At 37.3% G+C, this 23592-nt stretch carries 17 protein-coding genes; 10 read left to right on the top strand and 7 right to left on the bottom strand.

Going from position 1 to position 23592, the window contains the following annotated elements; genetic code table 11:
- Positions 1–130 precede the first annotated feature (130 nt).
- Together ACQ33O_RS13255 and ACQ33O_RS13250 are read right to left on the bottom strand one after the other, a co-directional pair.
- On the bottom strand, positions 131–3571 hold the full coding sequence (locus ACQ33O_RS13255) for a DUF2126 domain-containing protein (RefSeq protein ID WP_430996072.1): 3441 nt from the start codon (positions 3569–3571) through the stop codon (positions 131–133).
- Between the two features lie 244 nt (positions 3572–3815).
- Entirely contained in the window at positions 3816–4493 is a 678-nt protein-coding gene (locus ACQ33O_RS13250; protein ID WP_430996071.1) for a TetR/AcrR family transcriptional regulator, read from the bottom strand.
- A 128-nt stretch (positions 4494–4621) separates the two neighbouring features.
- Between ACQ33O_RS13250 and ACQ33O_RS13245 the strand changes: the two genes are divergently transcribed.
- From ACQ33O_RS13245 to ACQ33O_RS13215, 7 genes are all read left to right on the top strand, one after another.
- On the top strand, positions 4622–6181 hold the full coding sequence (locus ACQ33O_RS13245; protein ID WP_430996070.1) for a SulP family inorganic anion transporter: 1560 nt from the start codon (positions 4622–4624) through the stop codon (positions 6179–6181).
- A gap of 2 nt (positions 6182–6183) precedes the next feature.
- Positions 6184–6834, top strand: coding sequence for a carbonic anhydrase family protein (locus ACQ33O_RS13240; RefSeq protein ID WP_430996069.1), 651 nt, complete (start codon positions 6184–6186; stop codon positions 6832–6834).
- A 71-nt stretch (positions 6835–6905) separates the two neighbouring features.
- Entirely contained in the window at positions 6906–7247 is a 342-nt protein-coding gene (locus ACQ33O_RS13235) for a hypothetical protein (protein WP_430996068.1), read from the top strand.
- Positions 7248–7257: 10 nt separating this feature from the next.
- Positions 7258–8016, top strand: a complete 759-nt coding sequence (locus ACQ33O_RS13230; protein ID WP_430996067.1) for a TerC family protein — start codon at positions 7258–7260, stop codon at positions 8014–8016.
- A gap of 111 nt (positions 8017–8127) precedes the next feature.
- Positions 8128–9783, top strand: a complete 1656-nt coding sequence (locus ACQ33O_RS13225; protein ID WP_430996066.1) for a peptidase domain-containing ABC transporter — start codon at positions 8128–8130, stop codon at positions 9781–9783.
- A 17-nt stretch (positions 9784–9800) separates the two neighbouring features.
- Entirely contained in the window at positions 9801–11114 is a 1314-nt protein-coding gene (locus ACQ33O_RS13220; protein WP_430996065.1) for an HlyD family secretion protein, read from the top strand.
- Positions 11111–12517: a TolC family protein gene (locus ACQ33O_RS13215; RefSeq protein ID WP_430996064.1), complete on the top strand. Its 1407-nt coding sequence runs from the start codon at positions 11111–11113 to the stop codon at positions 12515–12517. The genes ACQ33O_RS13220 and ACQ33O_RS13215 overlap by 4 nt, the downstream gene beginning before the upstream one ends.
- A gap of 13 nt (positions 12518–12530) precedes the next feature.
- On the opposite strand, the gene ACQ33O_RS13210 is transcribed toward ACQ33O_RS13215, so the two are convergent.
- Positions 12531–13439, bottom strand: a complete 909-nt coding sequence (locus ACQ33O_RS13210) for a transglutaminase family protein (protein ID WP_430996063.1) — start codon at positions 13437–13439, stop codon at positions 12531–12533.
- Positions 13423–15984, bottom strand: coding sequence for a circularly permuted type 2 ATP-grasp protein (locus ACQ33O_RS13205; RefSeq protein ID WP_430996062.1), 2562 nt, complete (start codon positions 15982–15984; stop codon positions 13423–13425). Before ACQ33O_RS13205 ends, ACQ33O_RS13210 begins: the two co-directional genes overlap by 17 nt.
- 96 nt (positions 15985–16080) lie before the next feature.
- Between ACQ33O_RS13205 and ACQ33O_RS13200 the strand changes: the two genes are divergently transcribed.
- The gene (locus ACQ33O_RS13200) at positions 16081–17421 is read left to right on the top strand and encodes an exonuclease domain-containing protein (RefSeq protein ID WP_430996061.1); all 1341 of its coding nucleotides are present in this window, start codon (positions 16081–16083) and stop codon (positions 17419–17421) included.
- Between the two features lie 101 nt (positions 17422–17522).
- On the top strand, positions 17523–19760 hold the full coding sequence (locus ACQ33O_RS13195) for a Tex family protein (protein ID WP_430996060.1): 2238 nt from the start codon (positions 17523–17525) through the stop codon (positions 19758–19760).
- 57 nt (positions 19761–19817) lie between these two features.
- Here the strand turns inward: ACQ33O_RS13195 and ACQ33O_RS13190 are convergent, their stop codons facing one another.
- From ACQ33O_RS13190 to ACQ33O_RS13180, 3 genes are all read right to left on the bottom strand, one after another.
- Positions 19818–20405, bottom strand: coding sequence for an outer membrane beta-barrel protein (locus ACQ33O_RS13190; RefSeq protein ID WP_430996059.1), 588 nt, complete (start codon positions 20403–20405; stop codon positions 19818–19820).
- Between the two features lie 106 nt (positions 20406–20511).
- A complete protein-coding gene (aat, locus tag ACQ33O_RS13185) occupies positions 20512–21156 on the bottom strand; it encodes a leucyl/phenylalanyl-tRNA--protein transferase (RefSeq protein ID WP_430996058.1) in 645 nt (214 codons plus the stop codon).
- A 10-nt stretch (positions 21157–21166) separates the two neighbouring features.
- Positions 21167–21475, bottom strand: coding sequence for an ATP-dependent Clp protease adaptor ClpS (locus ACQ33O_RS13180; RefSeq protein WP_430996057.1), 309 nt, complete (start codon positions 21473–21475; stop codon positions 21167–21169).
- A 90-nt stretch (positions 21476–21565) separates the two neighbouring features.
- Between ACQ33O_RS13180 and ACQ33O_RS13175 the strand changes: the two genes are divergently transcribed.
- The gene (locus ACQ33O_RS13175; RefSeq protein WP_430996056.1) at positions 21566–23581 is read left to right on the top strand and encodes a hypothetical protein; all 2016 of its coding nucleotides are present in this window, start codon (positions 21566–21568) and stop codon (positions 23579–23581) included.
- Positions 23582–23592 lie beyond the last annotated feature (11 nt).

Genomic DNA, 23592 nt, shown 5'->3' with positions numbered 1-23592 from the left:
GTGATCCTTCGTTCCTCAGGATAAACTCCACGATGTCGCCATGAAAAACAAATGCCGGTTAAAAAGAAAGTAAAAACCATGGTCTATGGTCCATAGGCCATAGTCTAAAGTATTGTTCTCGTAATTATCCTTAGGTTCTCTTTCCTTTCTTCCAGTGCTGTCTTATATCTAACGTACACGGATACTCTTTATTGATTTCTATTTCGGGAGCATCAACAATGTATGTTGGCCTGTCGGGAGTGATATAATGTTTTGCTTCGGTAACATTGTCGCCGGCTTGTACGGTAGCGGTGAGTACATCCTGTGTATGTCCGAAATCGTTGAAGCGGCTCACACGGCGGCTCTCTGCTTCGTAACTGTTTACAGGGAACACATCGTAGGATCTGCCACCGGGATGTACCACATGATAGGTGCAACCACCAACAGAGCGGCCATTCCATGTATCAACAATATCGAAAGTGAGCGGTGTATCAATACCAATGGTGGGGTGTAATGCACTCGGCGGCTGCCAGGCACGGTAACGGATACCGCAAACATATTCGCTTTTAATTTCGGTGGCTCTTAATGGCACACGGGCACCATTGCATAACAACACATAACGGCCTTCGTTAAAATTGCGGAGTTTTACCTGCACACGTTCCAGCGATGAATCTACAAAACGTGCAGTGCCTGAGCTGCTCATCTCTTCGCCCAATACATGCCATGGTTCTATGGCCATGCGTACCTCCATATCGATGCCTTTTACCTGCACACTGCCGTAATGCGGAAAACGGAATTCGAAGAATGGTTCGAACCAGGAGAGTTTGAAATCGTAGCCTGCATTGTTGAGGTCGTTCACTACTTCCTGCATATCTTCTCTTACAAAATGCGGTAACATAAAACGGTCGTGCAACTCTGTACCCCAACGGATGAGATCATGTTTGTAAGGTTTTTTCCAGAACCATGCAATGAGTGTGCGTATCAACAGCATTTGCATTAAACTCATTTCTTTATGCGGTGGCATATCAAATGCACGGAACTCCAGAATACCTAAACGTCCCGATGATGAATCGGGAGAATATAATTTATCGATGCAGAATTCTGCCCGGTGTGTGTTGCCGGTGATATCGGTTAATAGATGTCTGAAAATTCTATCAACCAACCAGAAAGGAACTTCTTCGCCTTCGGGTACCTGACTGAAAGCAATTTCCATTTCGTATAATCTTTCTTCACGGCCTTCATCAAATCGTGGTGCCTGAGATGTTGGTCCGATGAATGCACCCGAAAATAAATACGATAAACCGGGATGGTGTTGCCAGTAAGTGATAAGGCTACGCAACATATCGGGCCGTCTCAACAACGGACTATCGGCAGGTACTGCACCACCAATGGTAATATGATTGCCGCCACCGGTGCCCGTGTGTTTACCATCGAGCATGAATTTTTCTGTGCCCAATCTTGAGAGGCGAGCCTGTTCAAACACGGTACCGATAATATGTTTTAACTCATCCCAGTTTTTTGCAGGATGAATGTTTACTTCAATCACACCGGGATCGGGAGATACTACCATTCTTTCAAGACGGTTATCTCTCGGTGGTTCGTAACCTTCAATGCGGACAGGTATATTTAATTTGGTAGCTGTTGCTTCTACAGAAGAGAGCATATCTAAATAATGTTCTAAATAATCGCAGGGAGGGAAGAAGATATAGACCACACCTTCTCTTTCTTCTACACACAATGCTGTTTTAATAACAGGTATTGCTTCGGTGATGTTTGGTTTTTCTTTTTCATCTCGGGGTTGAAACCCCGAGCCAGTCATGGGAGCTTTTGACTTTGTTGTCTTTTTTATTGGATCGTTGTGTGTGCTTACTGTATCATAACGACCGCTAATGGTATTATCAAAATTTTCAAATGGAGGCACTTCTTCAAACAAACTGCGTTCTACTATTTGTGGTTCATCTTCTTTTGCTACTGCAGGGATAGAGTCTAACGGTAACCGTAAGCCGATGGGAGAGTTGCCGGGCACAAGGAATACATGCTCACGATTGAGTTGCCATTTAATGCTTTGCCAGGTATTGCTCCAGTAATTCCATGCAATGGGTAAAACAAAGCCTGCTGGTTTTTCTAAACCTTTATCTAATAATTGTGCAATGGTTTTTCTTTCGGTGGTATCTTTTAAATTATATTTTAATGGATCAACGTTGACAGGGAGTTTTCCTTCGCTCCATAAAAAATAAAATACATCTTCAAAAACAGGAGAAATATTTTCAGGACTAACGGCTAAATGTTTTGCTAATTCGGTTGCAAACAATTCAGCATCTTTTTCGGTGTATTTTTTGGGAACTCTTTCCCCTGCGATGTAGTTGCTGCTCTCCCACACAGGTACACCATCTTTACGCCAGAACAAACCGTATTGCCAACGGGGTAGTGGTTCGCCGGGATACCATTTGCCCATACCGTAATGCAACATACCGCCGGGGCCAAATTGATCTCTCAATTTAAAAATAAGATCATGTGCCAGTAAACGTTTTTCTTTTCCGTCTGCTGCCGTGTTCCATTGTGCAGATTCCATATCGTCGATGGAAACGAAAGTTGGTTCGCCACCCATGGTCATGCGTACATCGCCTTCTAATAATTCCTTATCTACTTTATAACCCAGGGCATCCATCTCAGCCCATTGTTGTTCGCTGTATGGTTTCGTAACACGAGGGTCTTCGTGAATACGGGTTACACTATTATCAAATTCAAAAGTTACGTTGCAAAGATCTGTTGTGCCTACTACGGGTGCAGCACTTGCAAAATCGGGTGTGCATGCCAGTGGTATATGTCCTTCGCCTGCAAATAATCCGGAGGTGGGGTCCATACCGATCCATCCTGCACCGGGGATGTACACTTCTGTCCATGCATGCAGATCAGTGAAATCTTTTTCGGGGCCTGATGGTCCGTCGAGTGATTTAATGTCGGCCGTTAGTTGTACTAAATAGCCGGAAACAAAACGAGCTGCAAAGCCGAGGTAACGTAATATTTGTACTAAGAGCCATGCAGAATCTCTACAGGAGCCCCAACGTGTTTCTAAAGTTTGTTCGCAGGTTTGTACACCTGCTTCCATACGAACGGTATAATTAATATCTCTGTTTAATTTTTGGTTGATGTACACCAGAAAATCTACGATTGGTTTTGGTGATCTATCTATATCCAATAACCATTGACGCAGGAGTGGCCCGTTCTCTGTCAACTCACGATAAGGGACTAATTCTTTAGAAAGATTTTCTTCATACTTAAATGGAAAATCTTTTGCATAGTCTTCTACAAAAAAATCAAATGGGTTGATGACGATCATGTTGGCGATGACCTCAACTTCTACTTTCAATTCTGTAGCCGGTTCAGGAAATACTACTCTTGCCTGGAAGTTTCCAAAGGGATCTTGTTGCCAGTTGATGAAATGATTCTTTGGTTCGATCTTGAGTGAATAGGCTTCAATGGGTGTTCTGGAATGCACTGCCGGTCTCAACCTGAAAATGTGCGGTGCGATGTTGACAGCTCTGTCGTACTTGTAGGTTGTTTTGTGTTGTATTGCTACCCTGATTGCCATAGTTAGTTAGGTTGTTTTGGTGTTTGTGTAGGGCAGGCAATCGTTGTGTATAAAGTAAGTACATTTTTTGGGGATTACAAAATTTAAAAATGCATGGGAGGATATTAAGGAAAGCGATAATAATGCAAAAATATATTTCCACTTATGTTAGTACGAGATAAGTGATTTATGAATTAATTCTTTGCCATTTCATTGTATTCGTAAAGTTTCCCTATTGGCTCATTCTTTATTACTCTATTTACATTTATTTTTTCTTTATAGTCGAAAATACCAGATCATTTAAAAATAAAATTATTTCCGACTCCTCTTTATTCTTTCCAAAATCTGTAAGTGAGGGGAGGTTATTCATAAAAAAATTCTGAAAATGAGCCATTTCAATAATCGTAGTTGCCAATGATCTTGGATACTTGTACTTTGGACTACATTCTGAAATTATTTCTCCAATAACAGCACAAAGGTCTTTGTAGGGCTTAAAAAATTGGTTCTTATTATCTTGTCCAACCTGCTTTGTTAAATATGCTTTTGAGCCTTCTGAAACTATTATTTTGTGGAGCAAACTTTCATTTACATAACTTGTATTTGCATCATCTTCCACTGTTGTTGCCAATAATTTTACTACTTTTTTTAACTTTACTTCCGGATCTGTAATATTGTTCGTTTGAAAAATAATTTGGTATTCAAGCCAACTCCAATACCAAGCAATAATATATAAAAGAAGGCGGTGCTTGTTTTCAAAGTAGCGATAAATACTTGCTTCGGTAGTACCTATATCTTCTGCCAACTTTTTGAATGTAAAAGCCTCAAAACCATCCTTTTCAACTAATTGAATGCTATGTTTAATGATGTTTTTGCCCAATTCTGTTTGCTCCGGATTTCGTAGGAATAAATCCTCATTCATTTTTATTTGTAACTGTAGTTTCATTTTTACTGTACTTAGGTAAGTTTCTGAATACTTTACAAAGCTACGGAAAAAATGTTTTACAATTATTTATGATAGTATTACTATCTTTTAAAATAATAATCCTATCTTTGTCGGAAATCATAAAAAATATGAATCAGACAAGTCTATTCAAAAGCCTAAAGAACGATCTGCCTGCAAGTATTGTGGTGTTTTTTGTAGCAGTTCCATTATGCCTTGGAATAGCATTGGCATCCGGGGCGCCGTTATTTGCGGGTATCATTGCGGGTATAGTTGGTGGTATTGTTGTAGGAATTGCAAGTGGTTCACCATTAGGAGTAAGTGGTCCTGCGGCCGGATTAGCAGTGATCGTATTAACTTCTATTAAAACATTAGACGGTTCGTGGACGGCATTTTTAGCAGCTGTTGTTTTAGCGGGTTTATTTCAATTGATTTTGGGATTTGCCAAAGCTGGTTTTATTGCCTATTTCTTTCCATCTTCAGTAATTAAAGGAATGCTTACTGGCATTGGGCTGCTAATAATTTTAAAACAGATTCCCCACGCATTGGGTTGGGATAAAGATGCAATGGGGGATGATGCTTTTTTTCAGGCCGACGGGCAAAATACGTTTTCTGAAATTTTCAGGGCATTTAATTTTATAACACCCGGCGCTTTAATCATTGGTGTCATTTCTTTAGTCATTCTTATTTTATGGGATAAAGTATTAATTAAAAAACATAAAATTTTCAGTATCGTTAATGGTCCGCTGGTAGTAGTGATATTTGGCATTTTAATGTTTAATTTATATAAAAACGGCATTTTTGATTTCAGTTTAAATACAAAACAAGTAGTTGCTGTACCGGTACCACATTCAATTGCAGAGTTTTTCGGTCAATTTACTTTTCCTGATTTTTCGGCATTAATGAATTTTGAAGTATGGAAAATTGCTGTAGTAATTGCCATCGTTGCAAGTTTAGAAACATTGCTTTGTGTAGAAGCAACCGATAAACTTGACCCGGATAAAAGAATTACACCAACCAACAGAGAATTGAAAGCACAAGGTTTAGGAAATGTAGTTTCTGGTTTAATAGGCGGTTTACCTGTTACACAGGTAATTGTGCGGAGTACGGCAAATATATCTTTTGGTGGCAAAACAAAATTGTCTACAATACTTCATGGTTTTTTTCTACTACTAAGTGCATTATCAATTAGCAGTGTATTAAATATGATACCATTGGCAAGTTTAGCCGCAATACTTTTAATGGTTGGTTACAAGTTAGCAAAGCCGGCACTCTTTAAGGATATGTATAAATTGGGCTGGGAACAGTTTATCCCTTTTACTGCAACAGTTGTAGCAATTTTATTAACTGATCTATTAAAAGGAATTACAGTAGGTATACTCTTTGGTATCTTTTATACGCTACGACATAGTTATCGTAACTCACACCATTTAAAACAAATAGAAACAACAGAGAACGGGCAAGAAGTTCATCATCTTGAACTTGCACAAGAAGTGTCATTTTTTAATAAAGCAAGTGTTATGAGAGTTTTAGATGAAATTCCTGCTAATTCAAAAGTAATTATTGACTGCTCAAAATCTAAATCAATTGCTTATGATGTAATTGAACTGATAAAAAATTTTGAAAGCAACGCAAAAACAAAAAATATAATTATTGAAAAAATAAATTTTACAGAAACAATAAATAATTAAAAATGAAAACATTAACAAAAGAAATGCAGGCTTCCATTACACCTTCAATGGCATTGGAATTATTAAAGGAGGGAAACAAACGTTTTGTAAACAACCTTAAAATAAATCGCAACCTTTTGCAACAGGCGAATGAAACCTCAGACGGGCAGCATCCTTTTGCTGTAATACTTAGTTGCATTGATAGCAGAACATCTGCCGAATTAATTTTTGACCAGGGTTTAGGAGATATTTTTAGTGTTCGTATTGCAGGAAATATTATTAATGAAGATATTTTAGGCAGTATGGAATTTGGTTGTAAGGTTGCAGGTTCAAAAATCATTGTGGTTTTGGGACACACCAAATGTGGTGCTGTAAAAGGTGCCTGCGACCATGTGGAAATGGGTAACCTTACAGGACTTTTAAACAAAATACAGCCTGCTGTGTATGATGAAAAAACTGTTAAAGAAAATCGTAATTCGGGTAACAGTGAATTTGTAGAAAAAGTAGCCAGTATTAATGTAAAAAGAACTGTACATGCCATAATGGAACGTAGTCCGATTTTAAGAGAAATGATTGAGAAAGGTGAAATAGGTATTGTTGGCGGAACTCATGATATAGCCACCGGAGAAGTAAGTTTTTATGCTGATACTTCAATTATAAATAGCACTCAGTAAACTCTTTTCGGTTAGGTGTACTATCAGCAAATTTTTAACACTCATTTTTAATCGTCTTATAACATTATTACATGATCATTGTAAAACTTTTAGTAGTTGGAAAAGAATTAGGAAGTGATGTTGCAAATTGCATTCTGAAAAATAAGTTTACCCTGAATGTTTTTGGAAGTTGCTTTGACTCTTATCATTTAAACTCTTCTAGTGAGAAACTACATTCGGAAGTTTATGTGGTTCAGTTTGTAACAAAAAGTATGTTGTATAATGAAATAGACTCCATTTTAAAAAAAGAGTTTCCGAATATAGATTTTTATATGATAGCTACCCCTATTGTGCATATGTCTATAAATTTTCACAACAAGATTAGAAAAAGGGTAACCGGGTTAAATTTAATAAACGAAGATCTAGTAGATTAATAAGAAAAATATGGATTATCAAATTTACATTTCACTTGCTACACTTATAATTTTAGAAGTTATTTTAGGGATAGATAATGTTATTTTTATATCCATATTAGCCAATAAATTACCGGCAAATCAACAAAAAAAAGCAAGGTTCTATGGGTTAATACTGGCTATGGTTTTACGATTAGGTTTATTGGCTATAGTCACTTTCATAATGAAATTAAACAATGATTTATTTAACGTATTCGGTCAGGGTATATCAGCCAAAGATTTGATATTGATATTAGGCGGATTGTTCTTATTATATAAAAGTTCAAAAGAAATATATCATAAAATGGAAGGAGAGCAAGGCAATAAAACTAATAAAATAAAAGCAGCTTCCTTTGCACAGGTTATTTTCCAGATTTTACTTATGGATATGGTTTTTTCAATTGATTCAATTATTACAGCAATCGGTATGGTGAAAGAGGTATGGATAATGTATGTTGCTATCGTTGTTACGGTTTTGATAATGTTGCTAGCCGCTGAACCGATTAGTAGTTTTGTAAATAAACATCCGGCATTTAAAATGCTGGCACTTTCATTTTTATTATTGATAGGGTTTGCCCTGGTAAGTGAAGGCTTTGGTATTGAAATACCAAAAGGATACATTTATTTTTCAATGGCATTTTCAATGTTGGTCAGTATTTTTCAAATGCGGATGCACAGAAATAATACACCTGTAGAAATACATGAACATTACAAAGATGGAGAAGAAAAATTACCTAAAAATGTATTCTGACAAAAAAATGAGGTAGCTGCAATCAATTCTTTGTTACCTCACGCAATCACAATTTAAAATGGCTTTAGCATATATTATATCATTCGTAACTGAATCGTAAATCCTGTTTAAATGGCAACAAATACAAGCCCAATTTCCAGAATACTAAAGTTAGTAAAACTGGAACGTAAAGAAATAACTGCTGTCTACATATATGCCATACTTAATGGCTTGATACAACTTTCATTACCACTGGGTGTACAAGCTATCATTGGTTTCGTATTGGGAGCTTCCATGAGGGCTTCGCTGATAATACTCATTACATTAATAGTACTTGGGGTACTGGTTGTTGGCATCATGCAAGTAAACCAGATAAAGATTATAGAAAAAATTCAGCAAAAACTTTTTGTACGTTACGCTTTTGCCTTTGCTGAGCATATCCCCAAACTTGATCTAAAGAAAACTGACAATATTTATTTGCCCGAATTGGTCAATCGGTTTTTTGATATTCCGGTATTACAAAAAAGTTTATCCAAAATTCTGCTGGACATACCAATCGCAAGTATTCAAATTTTATTCGGGTTAATATTACTATCTTTTTATCATCCGGCATTTATCCTTTTCGGTATCATACTGATTTTTTTGCTTTGGTTAATACTTCGCTATACAGGTAATAATGGTTTGCAAACCAGCCTTGATGAAAGCAGTTACAAATACAAAGTAGCAGGCTGGCTTGAAGAGGCGGCAAGAGTTATCAAATCTATTAAACTGGCAAAAAGCAATGACCTGCATTTGCATAAAACGGATGAAAGTGTTATTGGTTACCTGAAAGCCCGTAATAGTCATTTTAAAATATTGCTTTTCCAATATAATTTATTGGTTTTGTTTAAAACTATTATCACTGCGGCAGTGTTGATTGTAGGTACATTGTTAATGGTTAATCAGAAATTGAATGTCGGCCAGTTCGTTGCCGCAGAGATTGTAATATTATTGGTGTTGAATTCAGTGGAGAAATTGATTATGAATTTGGAAAGTGTATACGATACCTTGACATCGGTTGAAAAAATTGGAAGCTTTATTGATAAACCAACTGAACAAAACGGGTCGTTTCAACTATCAAAATTATCTAAAGGACTAAAGTTGGAGATGAGAGATGTAAGCTTCAGTTATAACGATCAAACAGATGTGTTAAAAAATATTTCACTTCAAATAAACAGTGGTGAAAAGATCTGTATAATGGGCAATAACAGTTCAGGGAAGTCAACATTATTACGGTTACTAGCCGGAGCCTATACCGATTTTAAAGGGTCTATACTGCTCGATGATCTTCCCATTAATAATTACGATTTAGATTCTATACGCTCACAAACAGGCGTGCTGCTAAATGAGCAGGATATTTTTCATGGTACGCTTTGGGAAAACATTTCTCTTGGGTATAATAATATAAATTTGGAAACTGTTATTGATTATGCCGCTAAAGTTGGACTTACTGATTTTATTGCTACACTAAAAAATGGGTTCGACACAATACTTGACCCCAATGGAAAACAATTGCCCAGTAATGTAGCCCACAAAATTTTATTAGTAAGAGCCCTTGCCGGAAAACCCCGATTGTTGTTATTAGAAGATCCTTGGCGAAATACTGAAGATATTTATCGCCGTAAAATCATTCAGCTACTCAGTGAAATAAAAGATACAACAATGATCATAGTAACTAATGACGGAGAGTTTGCGACAAAATGTGATAAGACTATAACGATGAAAGAGGGTAGTGTTTTTATCAAATAATTTCAAATATAATCGTAATGAATACAGATAAAGTAAAGTCGTATACGCATATTTATAAACATGGAACGGATAGTCGTGTAAAAGAGTGGTTTATTGTTTGTGTACTTGTTTTTGTTGTCTTTTTGTTTCTTCCATGGACACAAAACATACGGGCCAAAGGAACGGTTACAACTTTGTATCAAGACCAGCGTCCGCAACAGGTGAATACTGTCATCGGTGGTCGGGTAATGAAATGGTATGTCAAAGAAGGGGACTATGTAAAAGCTGGTGATACACTTGTTCAATTAACGGAAGTAAAAACAGATTACCTGGATCCTGATTTGTTACAAAGAACAAAAGAACAACTCGCTGGTAAACAATTATCTGTTGAATATTATAAAAGTAAAGTAGATGTAACGGGACAACAGATTGGCGCTATCAATTCAGGGCTTCAGCTAAAACTGAACCAATTAGAAAACAAACTGAGCCAATTGCAACTGAAAGTACAGGCCGATAGTGCAGAAGCAGTAGCAGCTAATAATGATTTCATCATTGGCTCCAAACAATACAGCCGCCAGAAAGCCATGTATGACAGCGGCCTTGTTTCATTAACACAATTAGAAACAAGAAATCAGCAATTTCAAAATGCAATGGCAAAAAAAATTAGTGCTGAAAATAAACTTGCTAACAGTAAACAGGATTTAACCATTACCAAAATTGAAATGAGTGCAGTGCAACAGGAAAACCTGGAGAAAGTTTCCAAAGCACAGGGCGACCAGTTTCAGTCACTCACACAAATAGCCAGCGGCCAGGCAGATGTTGCGAAGTTAGAGAATCAATATGCCAATTATGTTATTCGCAACGGTATGTATTATTTACTTGCTTCGCAAAGTGGACAAATTATAAAAGCACAAAAAGCCGGTATAGGTGAGTTTGTAAAAGATGGTGATATGATTGCCGAAATAGTCCCCAATAAAATTCAGTATGCAGTGGAAATGTATGTACAACCACTCGACCTGCCTTTGATTGCACCAGGGCAAAAAGTTCGTTTCCTTTTCGATGGATTTCCTGCAATCGTATTCAGCGGCTGGCCTAAAGCATCTTCTGGTACGTTTGGTGGCGAGATTGTAGCGGTGGAAAGCAATGTAAGTATAAATGGCAAATTCAGGGTGCTGGTAAAAGAAGATATATCCGACAAACCATGGCCTAAAGAATTAAAAATTGGTGCCGGTGCAAATGGAATTACTTTATTAAAAGATGTAATGGTATGGTATGAGCTATGGCGAAATATCAATGGCTTCCCGCCGGACTATTATAAAAAAGAAGAAGCACAACTAAAAGAAAAAAAATGAATTCGATCAAATACATAACATTATTTATTCTCTTACTATTTATCTCTTCTTTAAAAGCCCAGGATACCCTGAGAACTTTATCAGCCCAAGAGGTGATGGAAATTGTAAAACGATTTCATCCCGTGGCAAAGCAGGCGGATATATTTATTGAAAAAGCGAAAACCGAAGTCACCATTGCCAAAGGAATGTTTGACCCCGTTTTGCAAAATGAAATGGCACAAAAAACTTTTGATGGTAATGACTATTATTATTACAACCGCCCTGAACTTTCCATCCCCACTTGGTTTGGTGTGGAAGTATTTGCAGGGTTAGAATATTTATCGGGTAACCGTACTGACCCTGTAGAAACAAAAGGAGAAACCAGTTACTTTGGAATCAGTATACCATTGGCAAAGAATTTGTTTATGGATAAAAGAAGAGCCGCATTGCAATCAGCAAAAATTTTTCGAGAAGCATCAAGCATCGAAAAAAAAAATATGCTGAATAATCTGCTTCTTGAAGCTATGACAAGCTATTGGAATTGGGTAAGGCAATATCAGATATATAAAATTTTAGCTGACGCGGTATCGGTAAATGAAAAAAGAGTTGAACTTGTAAAGATAGGTTATGAATTGGGCGACAGGCCTGCTATTGATACAACAGAGGCTTTAGCTCAACTTCAAAATTTTGAAATGCTGAAGAGTCAGGCGCTTCTTGACTTTCAGAACACAGCATTGGAACTCTCTGTTTATTTATGGACGGCTGATACAAAACCTTATAATTTACCTGTAGATATTATTCCAAACGACGACTTAAAGTTTTTAAATGTTACTGCAATTCCCAAATTAGATAGTTTGTTGGAAACGGCTATGCAAAATCATCCCGAACTGGTTATTTATAATTATAAACTCAATGTATTGGGCATTGAAAAAAAATTAAAATTTCAGGAACTGTTGCCAAAAATAAACTTAAAATACAACCAATTAGGCAAAGGGTATGATGTTTTGAAAACTGCAACTATTCCTCTGTTTGAAAATAATTTTCAATATGGCTTATCACTTGGTATTCCACTTCGTTTATCACAAGGAAGAGGAGATTATAGAAAAGCGAAATTAAAAATTACAGAGACTCAACTGCAACTTGACCAAAAAAGATTGGAAGTAGAAACAAAAATAAAACGCTACTATAATGAGCTTTTCGCACTGAAAAAACAGATAGCCCTACAGGAATTAACATATAAAAATTATCAGACTTTACTACGTGGAGAGGAAATCAGGTACCAAGCTGGAGAAAGCTCGTTATTTCTTATCAATGCCAGAGAAAATAAAATGTTAGAAGCATTGCAGAAATTGCAGGAATTAAAAGCTAAATATTATAAGACTGAAATAGTCTTACAATGGTCCGCAGGTATTTTAATACGATAATTATACTAAAAATCTAACCGATCCTCCTCACATCCACCGACACATGCAGCTTATGTGGACGGCTGCTGAGGATAATACCTTTGAGCGGAGCGATATCGGCATAGTCTCTACCCCAGCCGATGGTGATGTGTTGAGAGGATGGGATCTGGTTGTTGGTAGGGTCAAATTCAACCCAACCCATGTCTGGTATGTAGGTAGCAAACCATGCATGCGAAGCATCAGTGCCAACCAGTTTTTCTTTGCCCGGTGCCTGAATTGTTTCTATGTAACCACTTACATAACGGGCAGGTAATCCCAACGATCGCAAACAGGTAATAGCAAGGTGTGCAAAATCCTGACAAACACCTTTACGAAGTTTTAAAGTTTCGTTCACGGGTGTTGTAATGGTAGTTAGTCCGGCTTTAAATTCAAAGTCATGATATATCCTATGCATCAGATCATGTGTAGCAGCAAATAAGGGTCTGCCGGGAGTGAAAGATTGCAGCGCATATGCTTTTACTTCCGGTGTGATCTCCGTCATGGCTGTTTGTGGTACATATTGACGAATATCTATGTATTCCGGCGTATTGGAATGGATCTTTTTTGCTTCTTCTTCCCAAGGAGTTTGAGCACAGTTGTCTAATGAAATTGTAGTGGGTGTTATTTCAATATCGGAAGTAACCGTAACCGTTAGTTTGTCGTGATCCTGTTCAATAGCGAAGTAAGCAACATGGTTGCCATAGAAATCCTCATATCTTTTATAAGTATCCGGTTCAGGGGTAATAACAATTTCAGACATATTGCAAACCTGTCTGTCAACAGAACGGGGTATTAGCCTTGCAATATTGTGGCAAAGACTGATAGGTTCCTTGTAAATGTATTCTGTTTTATGTGTGATCGTGTAATGCACCATTTTTAAGCAACAATTAAATTGATTTGTCATCTTCAGCAGCAAACAATTGTTTTTGCCCCTGTGCATGTTTGAAATATTTTTTTGAGATCACTTTTGGTATTGCCAGTAATAAACTGCTCAATGTATCAAGTAATTCTTCCAGATTTTTATAAGTACCTGTTTTCTCGTCGGGCTGTGCCAATTGTAAATTATCGGCCAGCTTTAGCAAAGTGAATGCTTCCAGTATCAATCGTTCATGTTTTTCAAGTGTTGCACTCTTTTGTGTTTTCGGCAGACTTGATAAATATGCTTTTAATCTTTCTATCTGATAAATCAATGAACGAGGGTTAGTGGTATCCAGTAACATTAGTTCGAGCATCAACGGTAGTTGAATATGTACTTTGTATTTATACCGGTAGTTCATCAATGTTTCATGGCTTTTCAAAACGGCTTCCTGTAAATTGTATTCAACCTCTTCGCCGTTAATTTCTGTTAATGTAGATTGAAGAACGCTGATCAACAAAAGCGATTGTTCTACTTTTCTTCCGGTGTCTAATAAATTCCATCCTTGCTCACGTGAAATGCTTTCTCTGTTCAAGCCAATAAATGCAACCATTGAAGTAATTAAATTATCCAATGCACTGATCATCCTGAAATTGGTAAGCTGCGATTTTGATGCCGCTTCCCATTCATCTTCCATACCTTTTAAAACACGCCATGTATCAGTACTCCAATGGTCACGAACAGTATTCACTGCTTTTGTGAATAGTGAAAAATTATTACTTAAACTTCCTTGCCGGTGTGTATTAAATAAAAGATCGGTCAGTTCCGGCCATGGGTTTTTAAATTTCTCTGCTGCGTCAGCTCCAGTAAAGCCCGGATAAGTACAAGTGTATTCAGTTAACGTTTTTAAGAGCAGTTGTTCTGTTTTGATATCATTATCAAATTGTAATCTGTTTCCTTCAGCAACCAACTGCATTATTGTACGTTGAAAGCGGGCATTACCTAAAACTCTTTCAGCGTAGCGTCCAACCCAAAAAAGATTTTCTGCTGTATGACTTGGCAGCACTCCGCTAAAGCTTGGCGCTTTTGTTTTCAATACATCTTTATTGCTGCTTAATGTGTAACCGGGTTCGGGGGAGATGATCCATGTGTCTTTACTGATGCCGCCTAACTGATTAGATATAACAAAATTACCCGGTTCAGCAGATGTTCTGCCTAGGCCGCCTGTCATACATGTATAGGTATCGTCTGTTGCTACCAAGAAACTTCTGAACAATACATTACGTGGTTCTATTTTTCCGCTTATCAGCGATGGGGTAGACGAAAAAGCGATCTTTTCCTGACCTACATATAAATGTGGTTGTGCCTGTATATCCAGTTTTAACTTTTCAATCTCATTTTTTGAAAGATTGGAAGTATTTACAGAAGTGCTGATCCTCGATTCTCTGTATATCTTTTTTACAACAAGCGATTCAATGTTGTCTAACACATATTTTAATTCCATCGGTTGGCCACACCACCACGATGCAATAGTAGGTAGTATAAGATCTTCACCAAAGAAATGACGTGCCAGTCTTGGTAAGAAGCCCATTAAGCCCGGGTTTTCTAAAACACTACTGCCAAGCGGATTTGCAATAGATACATTGCCGCTTCTTACTGCTTGCAATAAACCACTTACACCTAACCGTGAGTCTTCTTTTAATTCCAGCGGGTCACAATAAATATCATCCACTCTTCGAATAATCACATCCACCTTTTCAAGTCCGCCAATAGTTTTTAACCAAACATAATTATCTTTTACCATTAGGTCTTCACCTTGTACCAAAGTATAACCGAGGTAAGATGATAGATATGAATGTTCAAAATAAGTTTCATTACTTGGTCCGGGTGTAAGAATAACGATACGTGGGTTCAGAGCCTTTGCCGGTGCAATGGCGTGCAGGGAGTCTCTTAACTGAATAAAGTATGGAGAAAGGTGACGAACTTTTAAACCCGAGAATAATTCGGGTAAGATTCGGGTAATAGCTGTTCTGTTTTCCAATGCATAACCCGAGCCCGATGGGGCCTGTGTTCTATCATTCAACACCCATATTTTTCCTTCGGGGCTTCGGGCAATATCTGCCGAGTATAAAATAAGGCTATGCTTGCCCGGTAGTTTTACACCATCACACTGCCGTAAAAATCCGGAATGGTTATAGATCAATTCTAATGGTAATAAACCTTCTTTGATCAGTAAACGTTCGCCATACAGATCTTTTAAGATAAGATCGAAAAGCGTGGCACGCTGGACAAGGCCGGATTCTATTTTTTGCCATTCCTGCTGACTGATCAGAAAAGGGATCACATCCAGATTCCATGGACGGTTCAGTCCGGAAGAATCTCCATATACATTATAGGTAACACCGTTCTCTTTTAAAAAGCGTAAAATGTCTTGTGCTCTGTCCTGTATCTGTGCAGGCCCAAGCTGACTGAATGAGTTGAAAAATGTTTGCCAGTGGGGGCGGAGAGTACCATCATCACCTAATAATTCATCATACGAATAATTATTGCTGAAGTAGTTCTGAAACAACGATTCCTTTGCGTCTACGATCATGTAATGTGTTTACGGGTAATATCTAGCCTAAAAATACAAAATTACAAGCCAAAAAGACGTTTTGCTAATTAGTTTAGTATTTCTATCTTTATAAATATGTATGCAATAGTAGATATAGAGACCACCGGTGGTTATGCTTCAGCAAATGGCATAACTGAAATTGCTGTGTATGTACATGATGGAACAAGGGTGGTCAAACATTTTGAAACCCTGATCAATCCATTACAAAAAATACCCTTGCATATTACTGCATTAACGGGTATCAATAACGCAATGGTACAAGATGCTCCGGCATTTCATGAAATTGCAGAAACGTTATATGATATTTTAAATGACAATATTTTTGTTGCACACAGTGTAAATTTTGATTATTCTTTTATCAATCATCAACTCAAAGAAAACGGTTTTATTTTATCTCCTAGAAAATTATGTACGGTAAGGTTGAGTAAAAAAGTGGTGCCGGGATTTCGATCATATAGTTTGGGTAATCTTTGCCGAGAATTAAATATACCAATCAACAACAGACATAGGGCAGGAGGTGATGCGGCTGCAACGGTTTTGTTGTTCGAGCATCTGTTGGCAAATAATGCACAACAGCATATTGATCAGATGTTGAAGAAAACTTCCAGTGAACAGTGGCTGCCACCTGCATTGCAAAAGACTGATATTTCGAAGTTGCCGCCGGCGCCGGGTGTATATTATTTTCATGACAGTAAAGGAAAGATCATTTATGTTGGTAAAGCGGTGAATATTAAGAAAAGAGTGAGCAGTCATTTTACGGTGAATGATGCAGAAAGAAAGCGACAGAATTTTTTATTGCATGTTGCTAAAGTCAGTTGTAAAATATGTGCAACAGAATTAGAAGCAATTGTGTTAGAGAGTACGGAGATAAAACGTCTGTGGCCAAAGTATAATAAGAGTCAGAAACAACCCGTACAGAAATATGCTTTGTACATGTTCGAAGATGGGGCAGGGTACATGCGATTGGCTATTGATAAGAGAAAAAAGAATGTGCAGGCATTATATTATTTCAATTCATTGCATGAAGGAATTATTTTATTAAGAAAGATGCTGGAAGAGTTCGACCTGCATGAAAAATTATGTTACTTGAATAAAGCATCTATAAGTATTGAGGAAAGGGCATTAATTGAATCTGCGAAGCAGTATAACAAAAAAGTTATAAAAGCCATTACCGCATTAAATAACCAGCTACCCACTTTTGCTGTTTTGGACGATGGCATAAAAGAAAATGAAAAATTGTGTTTATTGATAGAGAAAGGCAGCTTCTGGGGAATGGGATATCTACCATCATCTTTCTCTATTACTTCATCTGCAGATCTGAAAGATCTTTTACAACCCTATCAGGATAATGATACCATTCGAAACAGTATTTATTCTTTTGTGGAAGCTAATCCTGAGAAGAAGTTTGTGTTTTGAACTAGCTGTGAATAACTAAAGAATTACTTTATTGATTAAAATTTTTTCTTTCCTCCTACACCATTATTTTCGCAACCCATTTTAAAGAACTATAAAATTATATGATAGAATTTTCAAAAGATATTGCAGCTAAATTATCCATTAAAACCACACAGGCAGAAGCCGTTTTAACCATGTTGGCCGAAGGTGCTACTATTCCCTTCATAGCTCGTTATCGTAAAGATAAAACAGGAGCATTGGATGAGGTACAGATACAACAGATACAGGATGAAGCAAAATTCTTAAAAGAATTTACAGAACGTAAAGCATTCATTGAAAAGACGATCACCGAGCAGGAAAAGATGACCGAAGCGTTGCAAGAAAAAATTAATAAAGCAACAACGATCGCAGAATTGGAAGATATTTATTTGCCATTCAAACCTAAGCGTAAAACAAAAGCACAAACAGCAAGAGAAAATGGTTTACAACCGCTGGCGGATATGTTGTTGGAGCAAAAAGATGTTGATCTGTTAGCAGAAGCTGCAAAATATATCAATGATAAAGTCGCTGATGCAGATGCAGCATTGCAAGGTGCTAGAGATATCATTGCAGAAACGATCAATGAAGATGCAACAGTAAGAGCAAAAATGAGAAAGTTGTTTGAAGTAGAAGCAACATTACAAAGTAAATTGATCGCAGATAAAGAAGCTGAAGCTGCTAAGTATAAAGATTATTTTGATTTTAGTGAGCCTATTTCAAAAGTGCCCTCTCATAGAATATTAGCAGTGCTTCGTGGTTTCTTAGAAGGCTACTTGCGTATTGCAATCAGTCCGGAAGAAGAAAGAGCCTTGGAATTGATAGAAGCGTTGTATATCAAAGGAATGAGTTCATGCAGTGATCAGTTACGTAAAGCAATTAAAGATGCATACAGAAGATTATTGCAGCCGAGCCTTGAAAGCGAATGCAGGACAGCATTGAAGACAAAGGGAGATGAAGAAGCGATCAATGTATTTGCAGAAAACCTGCGTCAGTTATTATTAAGTTCACCGCTGGGTAGTAAAAGAATATTGGCAATTGACCCTGGATATAGAACAGGTTGTAAAGTTGTTTGTCTGGATGAAAAAGGCGAACTGCAAAAAACAGATCTGATATATCCCCATGAAACGAATAGGGTAATGGCAGAGGAAATCAAAATAAAAAACCTAGTTCAACAATATGGCATTGAAGTATTTGCCATAGGCGATGGTACGGCAGGAAGAGAAACTGAGCAGTTCATCAAAAAACTTAATTTGGGCTTACCGGTATTTTTAGTGAATGAAGATGGAGCCTCTATTTATTCAGCCTCTGAAATTGCAAGAGAAGAGTTTCCGAATGAAGACATAACAGTACGTGGTGCAGTAAGTATTGGTCGGAGATTGATGGATCCTTTGGCTGAATTGGTAAAGATAGATCCGAAGAGTATTGGTGTGGGGCAATATCAGCATGATGTGAATCAATTCAGACTAAAAGAAAAACTAGATGCAACAGTAGTGAGTTGTGTAAATAATGTAGGCGTTAATTTAAATACAGCCAGCAAGCATTTGTTGAGTTATGTAAGTGGCATTGGTGGTACATTAGCCGATAATATTGTTAAGTATAGAAAAGAGATAGGAGGTTTTAAAAGTCGTAAACAATTATTAAGTGTACCACGTTTAGGCGACAAAGCATTTGAACAATGTGCAGGGTTCTTAAGAATAAAGAATGGGGAAGAACGCTTGGATGAAAGTGCTGTGCATCCGGAAGCTTACTCAGTTGTGGAAGCAATGGCAAAAGATCTGAACGTAGAGGTAAAGACGCTTATTGGCAATGAAACATTGCTTAAAACTTTGGAACCCAAAAAATATACTAATGAAAAGATCGGTGAACTAACGGTTAAGGATATATTAAATGAGTTAAAAAAACCGGGTTTAGATCCCCGTAGTGAAGTGCAGCAATTTGAGTTTGCAAATATTTATAGTATCGATGATGTTAAAGCAGGGATGGAAGTACCTGGTATTGTTACCAATATCACGAGGTTTGGTGCTTTCGTTGATATTGGAGTAAAGCAAGATGGATTGGTGCATGTATCTGAAATATCTCATACATATATCACTGATCCGAATGAAGTGTTGAAATTGAATCAACAGGTAAATGTAAGAGTGACAGAAGTAGATGTTGCTAGAAAAAGAATTGCTTTATCGATCAAACAAACAATGGATGCTCCTGCAAGAAATATGAAACCAAAATTTGGTAACCATCAAAAGGGACAGCAGCAAAAGAGTATGGCAGATATGCCGATAGGGGATGCTTTAGCAGCATTGAAACAGAAATTTGGAAAATGATAGCAATAAAAAAGTCGGTTTCTACAAACCGACTTTTTTATTGCTATCACTCAGTAATTATTTGCTTTTTTTGCATGCAAAAGTTTTTTGAATTCCAAGTCCAATTGTGTTACCGAAAGTAACATTGAAGCTATTGTTTTTTGCAGAAGATCCTTTTAGTCCAACTGACGTGTACTCAATTCCTCCTAAATTAAAATTGATTGCAAATCCCTTGTGTACATTTAGTGAAAGAGCAGGGGTAATGTTGCCATTGAAGCCTGCATACTTTGTTGAACTGCCTGTATAGGGAGTGTATTTTTGACTAAGGTAATTAAGGTTTAATTGAGCGTAAGCACTAAACAAGTTATTTAATGTTTTAGTGTAACGTAAAAAAGGGCCGAAATTTAAATATAAATTTTTGTTGTAGTTATCAGATGATGGAGTTGTTTCTGTTTTATCAGCATCTACGCTAAGATTGATACCTGCAGTAAAATGGTCGCTGAATTGATAACCTACACCCGGGTTAACAACGATCGTTGCTGATTGAGTTCCTCCGGCATCATTTGAAGAGCGGCCTGTTAAATTGCCATACAATAAAACGGATCCTTTTTGTGCACTTGCTGAAATACTGATCAATGCAAATGCTGCTACTAATAATTTTTTCATGTTACGTTGTTTAATTAAAAATATTTCTTAGCAAGACAGCAGTGGTTTTGTTTTGGCTGCGTAACGAGGGGTATATTTTTGTTAAGGATTTCTTAATTAATAGAGATCAAAATATATTTTCCCTCAAGATGTTTGTAAAGTCTTGTCTGGAGATCATTTCAGCACCTAGGCTTTCAAGGTGGGTTGTATGTACCTGACAGTCAATGAGTGCAAGCCCTTCCTTACTTAACAATTTTACATAATTAATAAAAGCAAATTTGCTGGCATTGTTTATTTTGCTGAACATGCTTTCTCCAAAAAAAATATTGCCAATCTTCATGCCATACAATCCTCCAGCGAGTTCTCCATTCATCCAAGTTTCGGCACTGTGAGCATACCCAAGTTCATGCATTTTCGTGTACGCCTCAACGGTATCTTGTTGGATCCATGTACCATCCTGATCTTCCCTGCTGATCTGCTTGCAATTTTCTATCACGTCTTTGAATGCTTTATTGATTGTAAAACGGAATTTTCCATTTTGCAAAACAGTATGCATGCTTTTGCTGATCTTTAATTTTTGGGGAAATAAAACAAATCTCGGGTCGGGGCACCACCAGATGATCGGCTCATCTTCATTATACCACGGGAAAATGCCATTTTTATATGCAAGCAGTAGTCGTTCGGGTCTTAAATCACCACCAATGGCCAATATACCATCTTCGTTAGCCATTTCTACAGGCGGAAATGAAATTTCTTGTGTGAGTAAGATCAATGGAATGAATTTATGCAGCCGTTACTTCGATGGTAGCTCCAATGCCTCTGTCTAAAATTGCATCACACATAGGTTTTAAAGTATCGTAGCTTCCTTCTTTAACGGCATATTTTCCCTTGTGATGAATGATCATGGCACATTGCTCTGCCTGCTCAGGCGAGTGATTGCAGATATCAACGAGCGTTTCGATCACCCAGTCAAATGTATTCACTTCATCATTCCAGATGATTAAAGTGCAATACTCATCCAACAATGTGGCGGTATCAGTTTCCTCTTTGAACTTTATGTTATTATTTGTGATCATATCAATTCTTCCCAAAAATAAGACGAAATTTGAGAATATCCGACAATTGGTATGCAACATTTTGCATATAATCTATGTCAATACAGAATAACTATGCTAAGGATCTTGAGGAAAAAGAAGGAATCATCTAATACACAACCGCCGCAACAGGCAGTTGTATTGCCGCTTCATGCCTCTAATCGTAGTATAGAATTTCTGGTTGAATTGATCGATAAGATACGTCCGGAAAAGGCAAAAGATATTGCTCAGGCCGAATTGAGGTTTAAGGCTGTTTTATATCAGATATCTCAGGAACGGACCGCTTTGTTTTCTCTTCGTAAAGCCTTGCTTTCGCAGTTTCTGAAAACAAATATTGTAATAGCGCTTACTGAAAATGGGATTGTGAGTAGCAGGGGGTTTGTGCAGGAATTAATGAGCAAGATCAAACACAAAATATTACCGGCTCTTCAGACGCCAGACAATTTCCTGTATATCATCAATAAAATATTCTATAAAAAGAGAGATCATTTTTGGGTAGAAGGCATCGATAAAAAACTCTGGGTGCAATTTTTTGAAATGTTGGGTATACAGATCAATCTTACAGAGCCTAAACTGATCAAACAATTTCAGCAGTCTTTACAATTGTTAAGTTATAGGATCACTACATTGGGCTTGGAAAAGGAGATCACACATCGCTATGAGAATTTTGAAGATGCTATTTATCCTTTTTTGGAGCAGAATAGATTAGTAAATGAATACCTGCATTTGAACGAAACGCATGGTAACGAAGAGATGCAACAAATGTTGCTTGCTAATATTACGGAAGCTTTACATAATTGTAATCAAAGTATTCAGTGGATCAACGAGCAACGGCATGTGTATGGCACCAGCCTTTCTCAGGCTTATATCCTTACCCGTCTGCAACAGCAGATCAGTCGTATGTTCATTATTTTAGATGTGCTTGACAGAGATAATGAATTTAATACCGAACGTTTCACGGAGTACTTCACTACGGTTATCAGAAATGAGAATAAGAAAAATTCTATCAAGGAATTTATCAGTGATAATACCGGATATCTGGCTTATCAAATAGCAGAGCATGGAGGAAGAACAGGGGAGAAGTTTATTACTACCACAAAAAAAGAATTTTGGAAAATGTTTATTAGTGCATGTGGTGGTGGTATTATCATATCATTTATCGGTATTATTAAAAATTTATTGGGGAAGATGGCGATACCGCCTTTCTGGCAAAGCTTTTTGTACAGTACCAATTATTCTTTAGGATTTATATTGATACAAGATACAGGCTCTACGTTGGCAACTAAACAGCCGGCCTATACCGCAAACAATGTTGCCAGTTCTTTAGATGTGCAGAAAGCAGGAGGGCAGCCCGATTTACGTAATCTGGCAATTACGGTGGCAAAAGTGAGCAGAACACAGTTAGCTTCTTTTGCAGGTAATCTTATCATTGTTTTTCCACTCACCTATTTATTAGCAATGTTATTCTTTAACCTTACAGGTATGAAAATTGCCGAAGGAGATGCAGCTCAAAAACTATTGATCGACCAACAACCCTTTCACTCACTGGCATGGTTATACGCTTGTTTTACCGGTTTCTTTTTATTTGCAAGCGGCCTCGTTGCCGGTTATGTAGAGAACTATGTTGTTTATGGAAAGATCGGGGAAAGGCTTCGCAGTTTATCTTCATTCAAGAAAGCTTTTAGTGAAAAGCGGAGGTATAAGATCATTCACTATATAGAGAATAACCTAGGAGCATTAACAGGCAATATTGCATTAGGTTTCTTTTTGGGTATGGCCGGGTTCTTTGGTAAAACCTTCGGACTGCCTTTTGATATCAGGCATATCACTATTTCTGCAGCCAACTCTGCCATCGGTTTTTTTGGATTGGATCATCAGGTTACAGCAAGTGAACTTGTTTATACAATTGTAGGTGTTTTCGGGATAGGCTTTTTAAATTTTGCTGTTAGCTTCGGCTTGGCATTTATTGTTGCTGTTAAAAGCAGGGGCATACATTTGAGAGAATACCCTGAATTCTTAGGAATACTTTGGCGTTATATAAAAAAATATCCAAGAGATTTTGTTCAGGCTCCATCAAAACGTAGAGTAGAGCAGCTCAGTTAAGTTTGTTGATC

It is taken from the genome of Ferruginibacter sp. SUN002 (assembly GCF_050611725.1).
In the GTDB taxonomy this organism is placed as follows: domain Bacteria; phylum Bacteroidota; class Bacteroidia; order Chitinophagales; family Chitinophagaceae; genus Ferruginibacter.
This window is presented reverse-complemented; position numbering and strand designations above follow the sequence as displayed.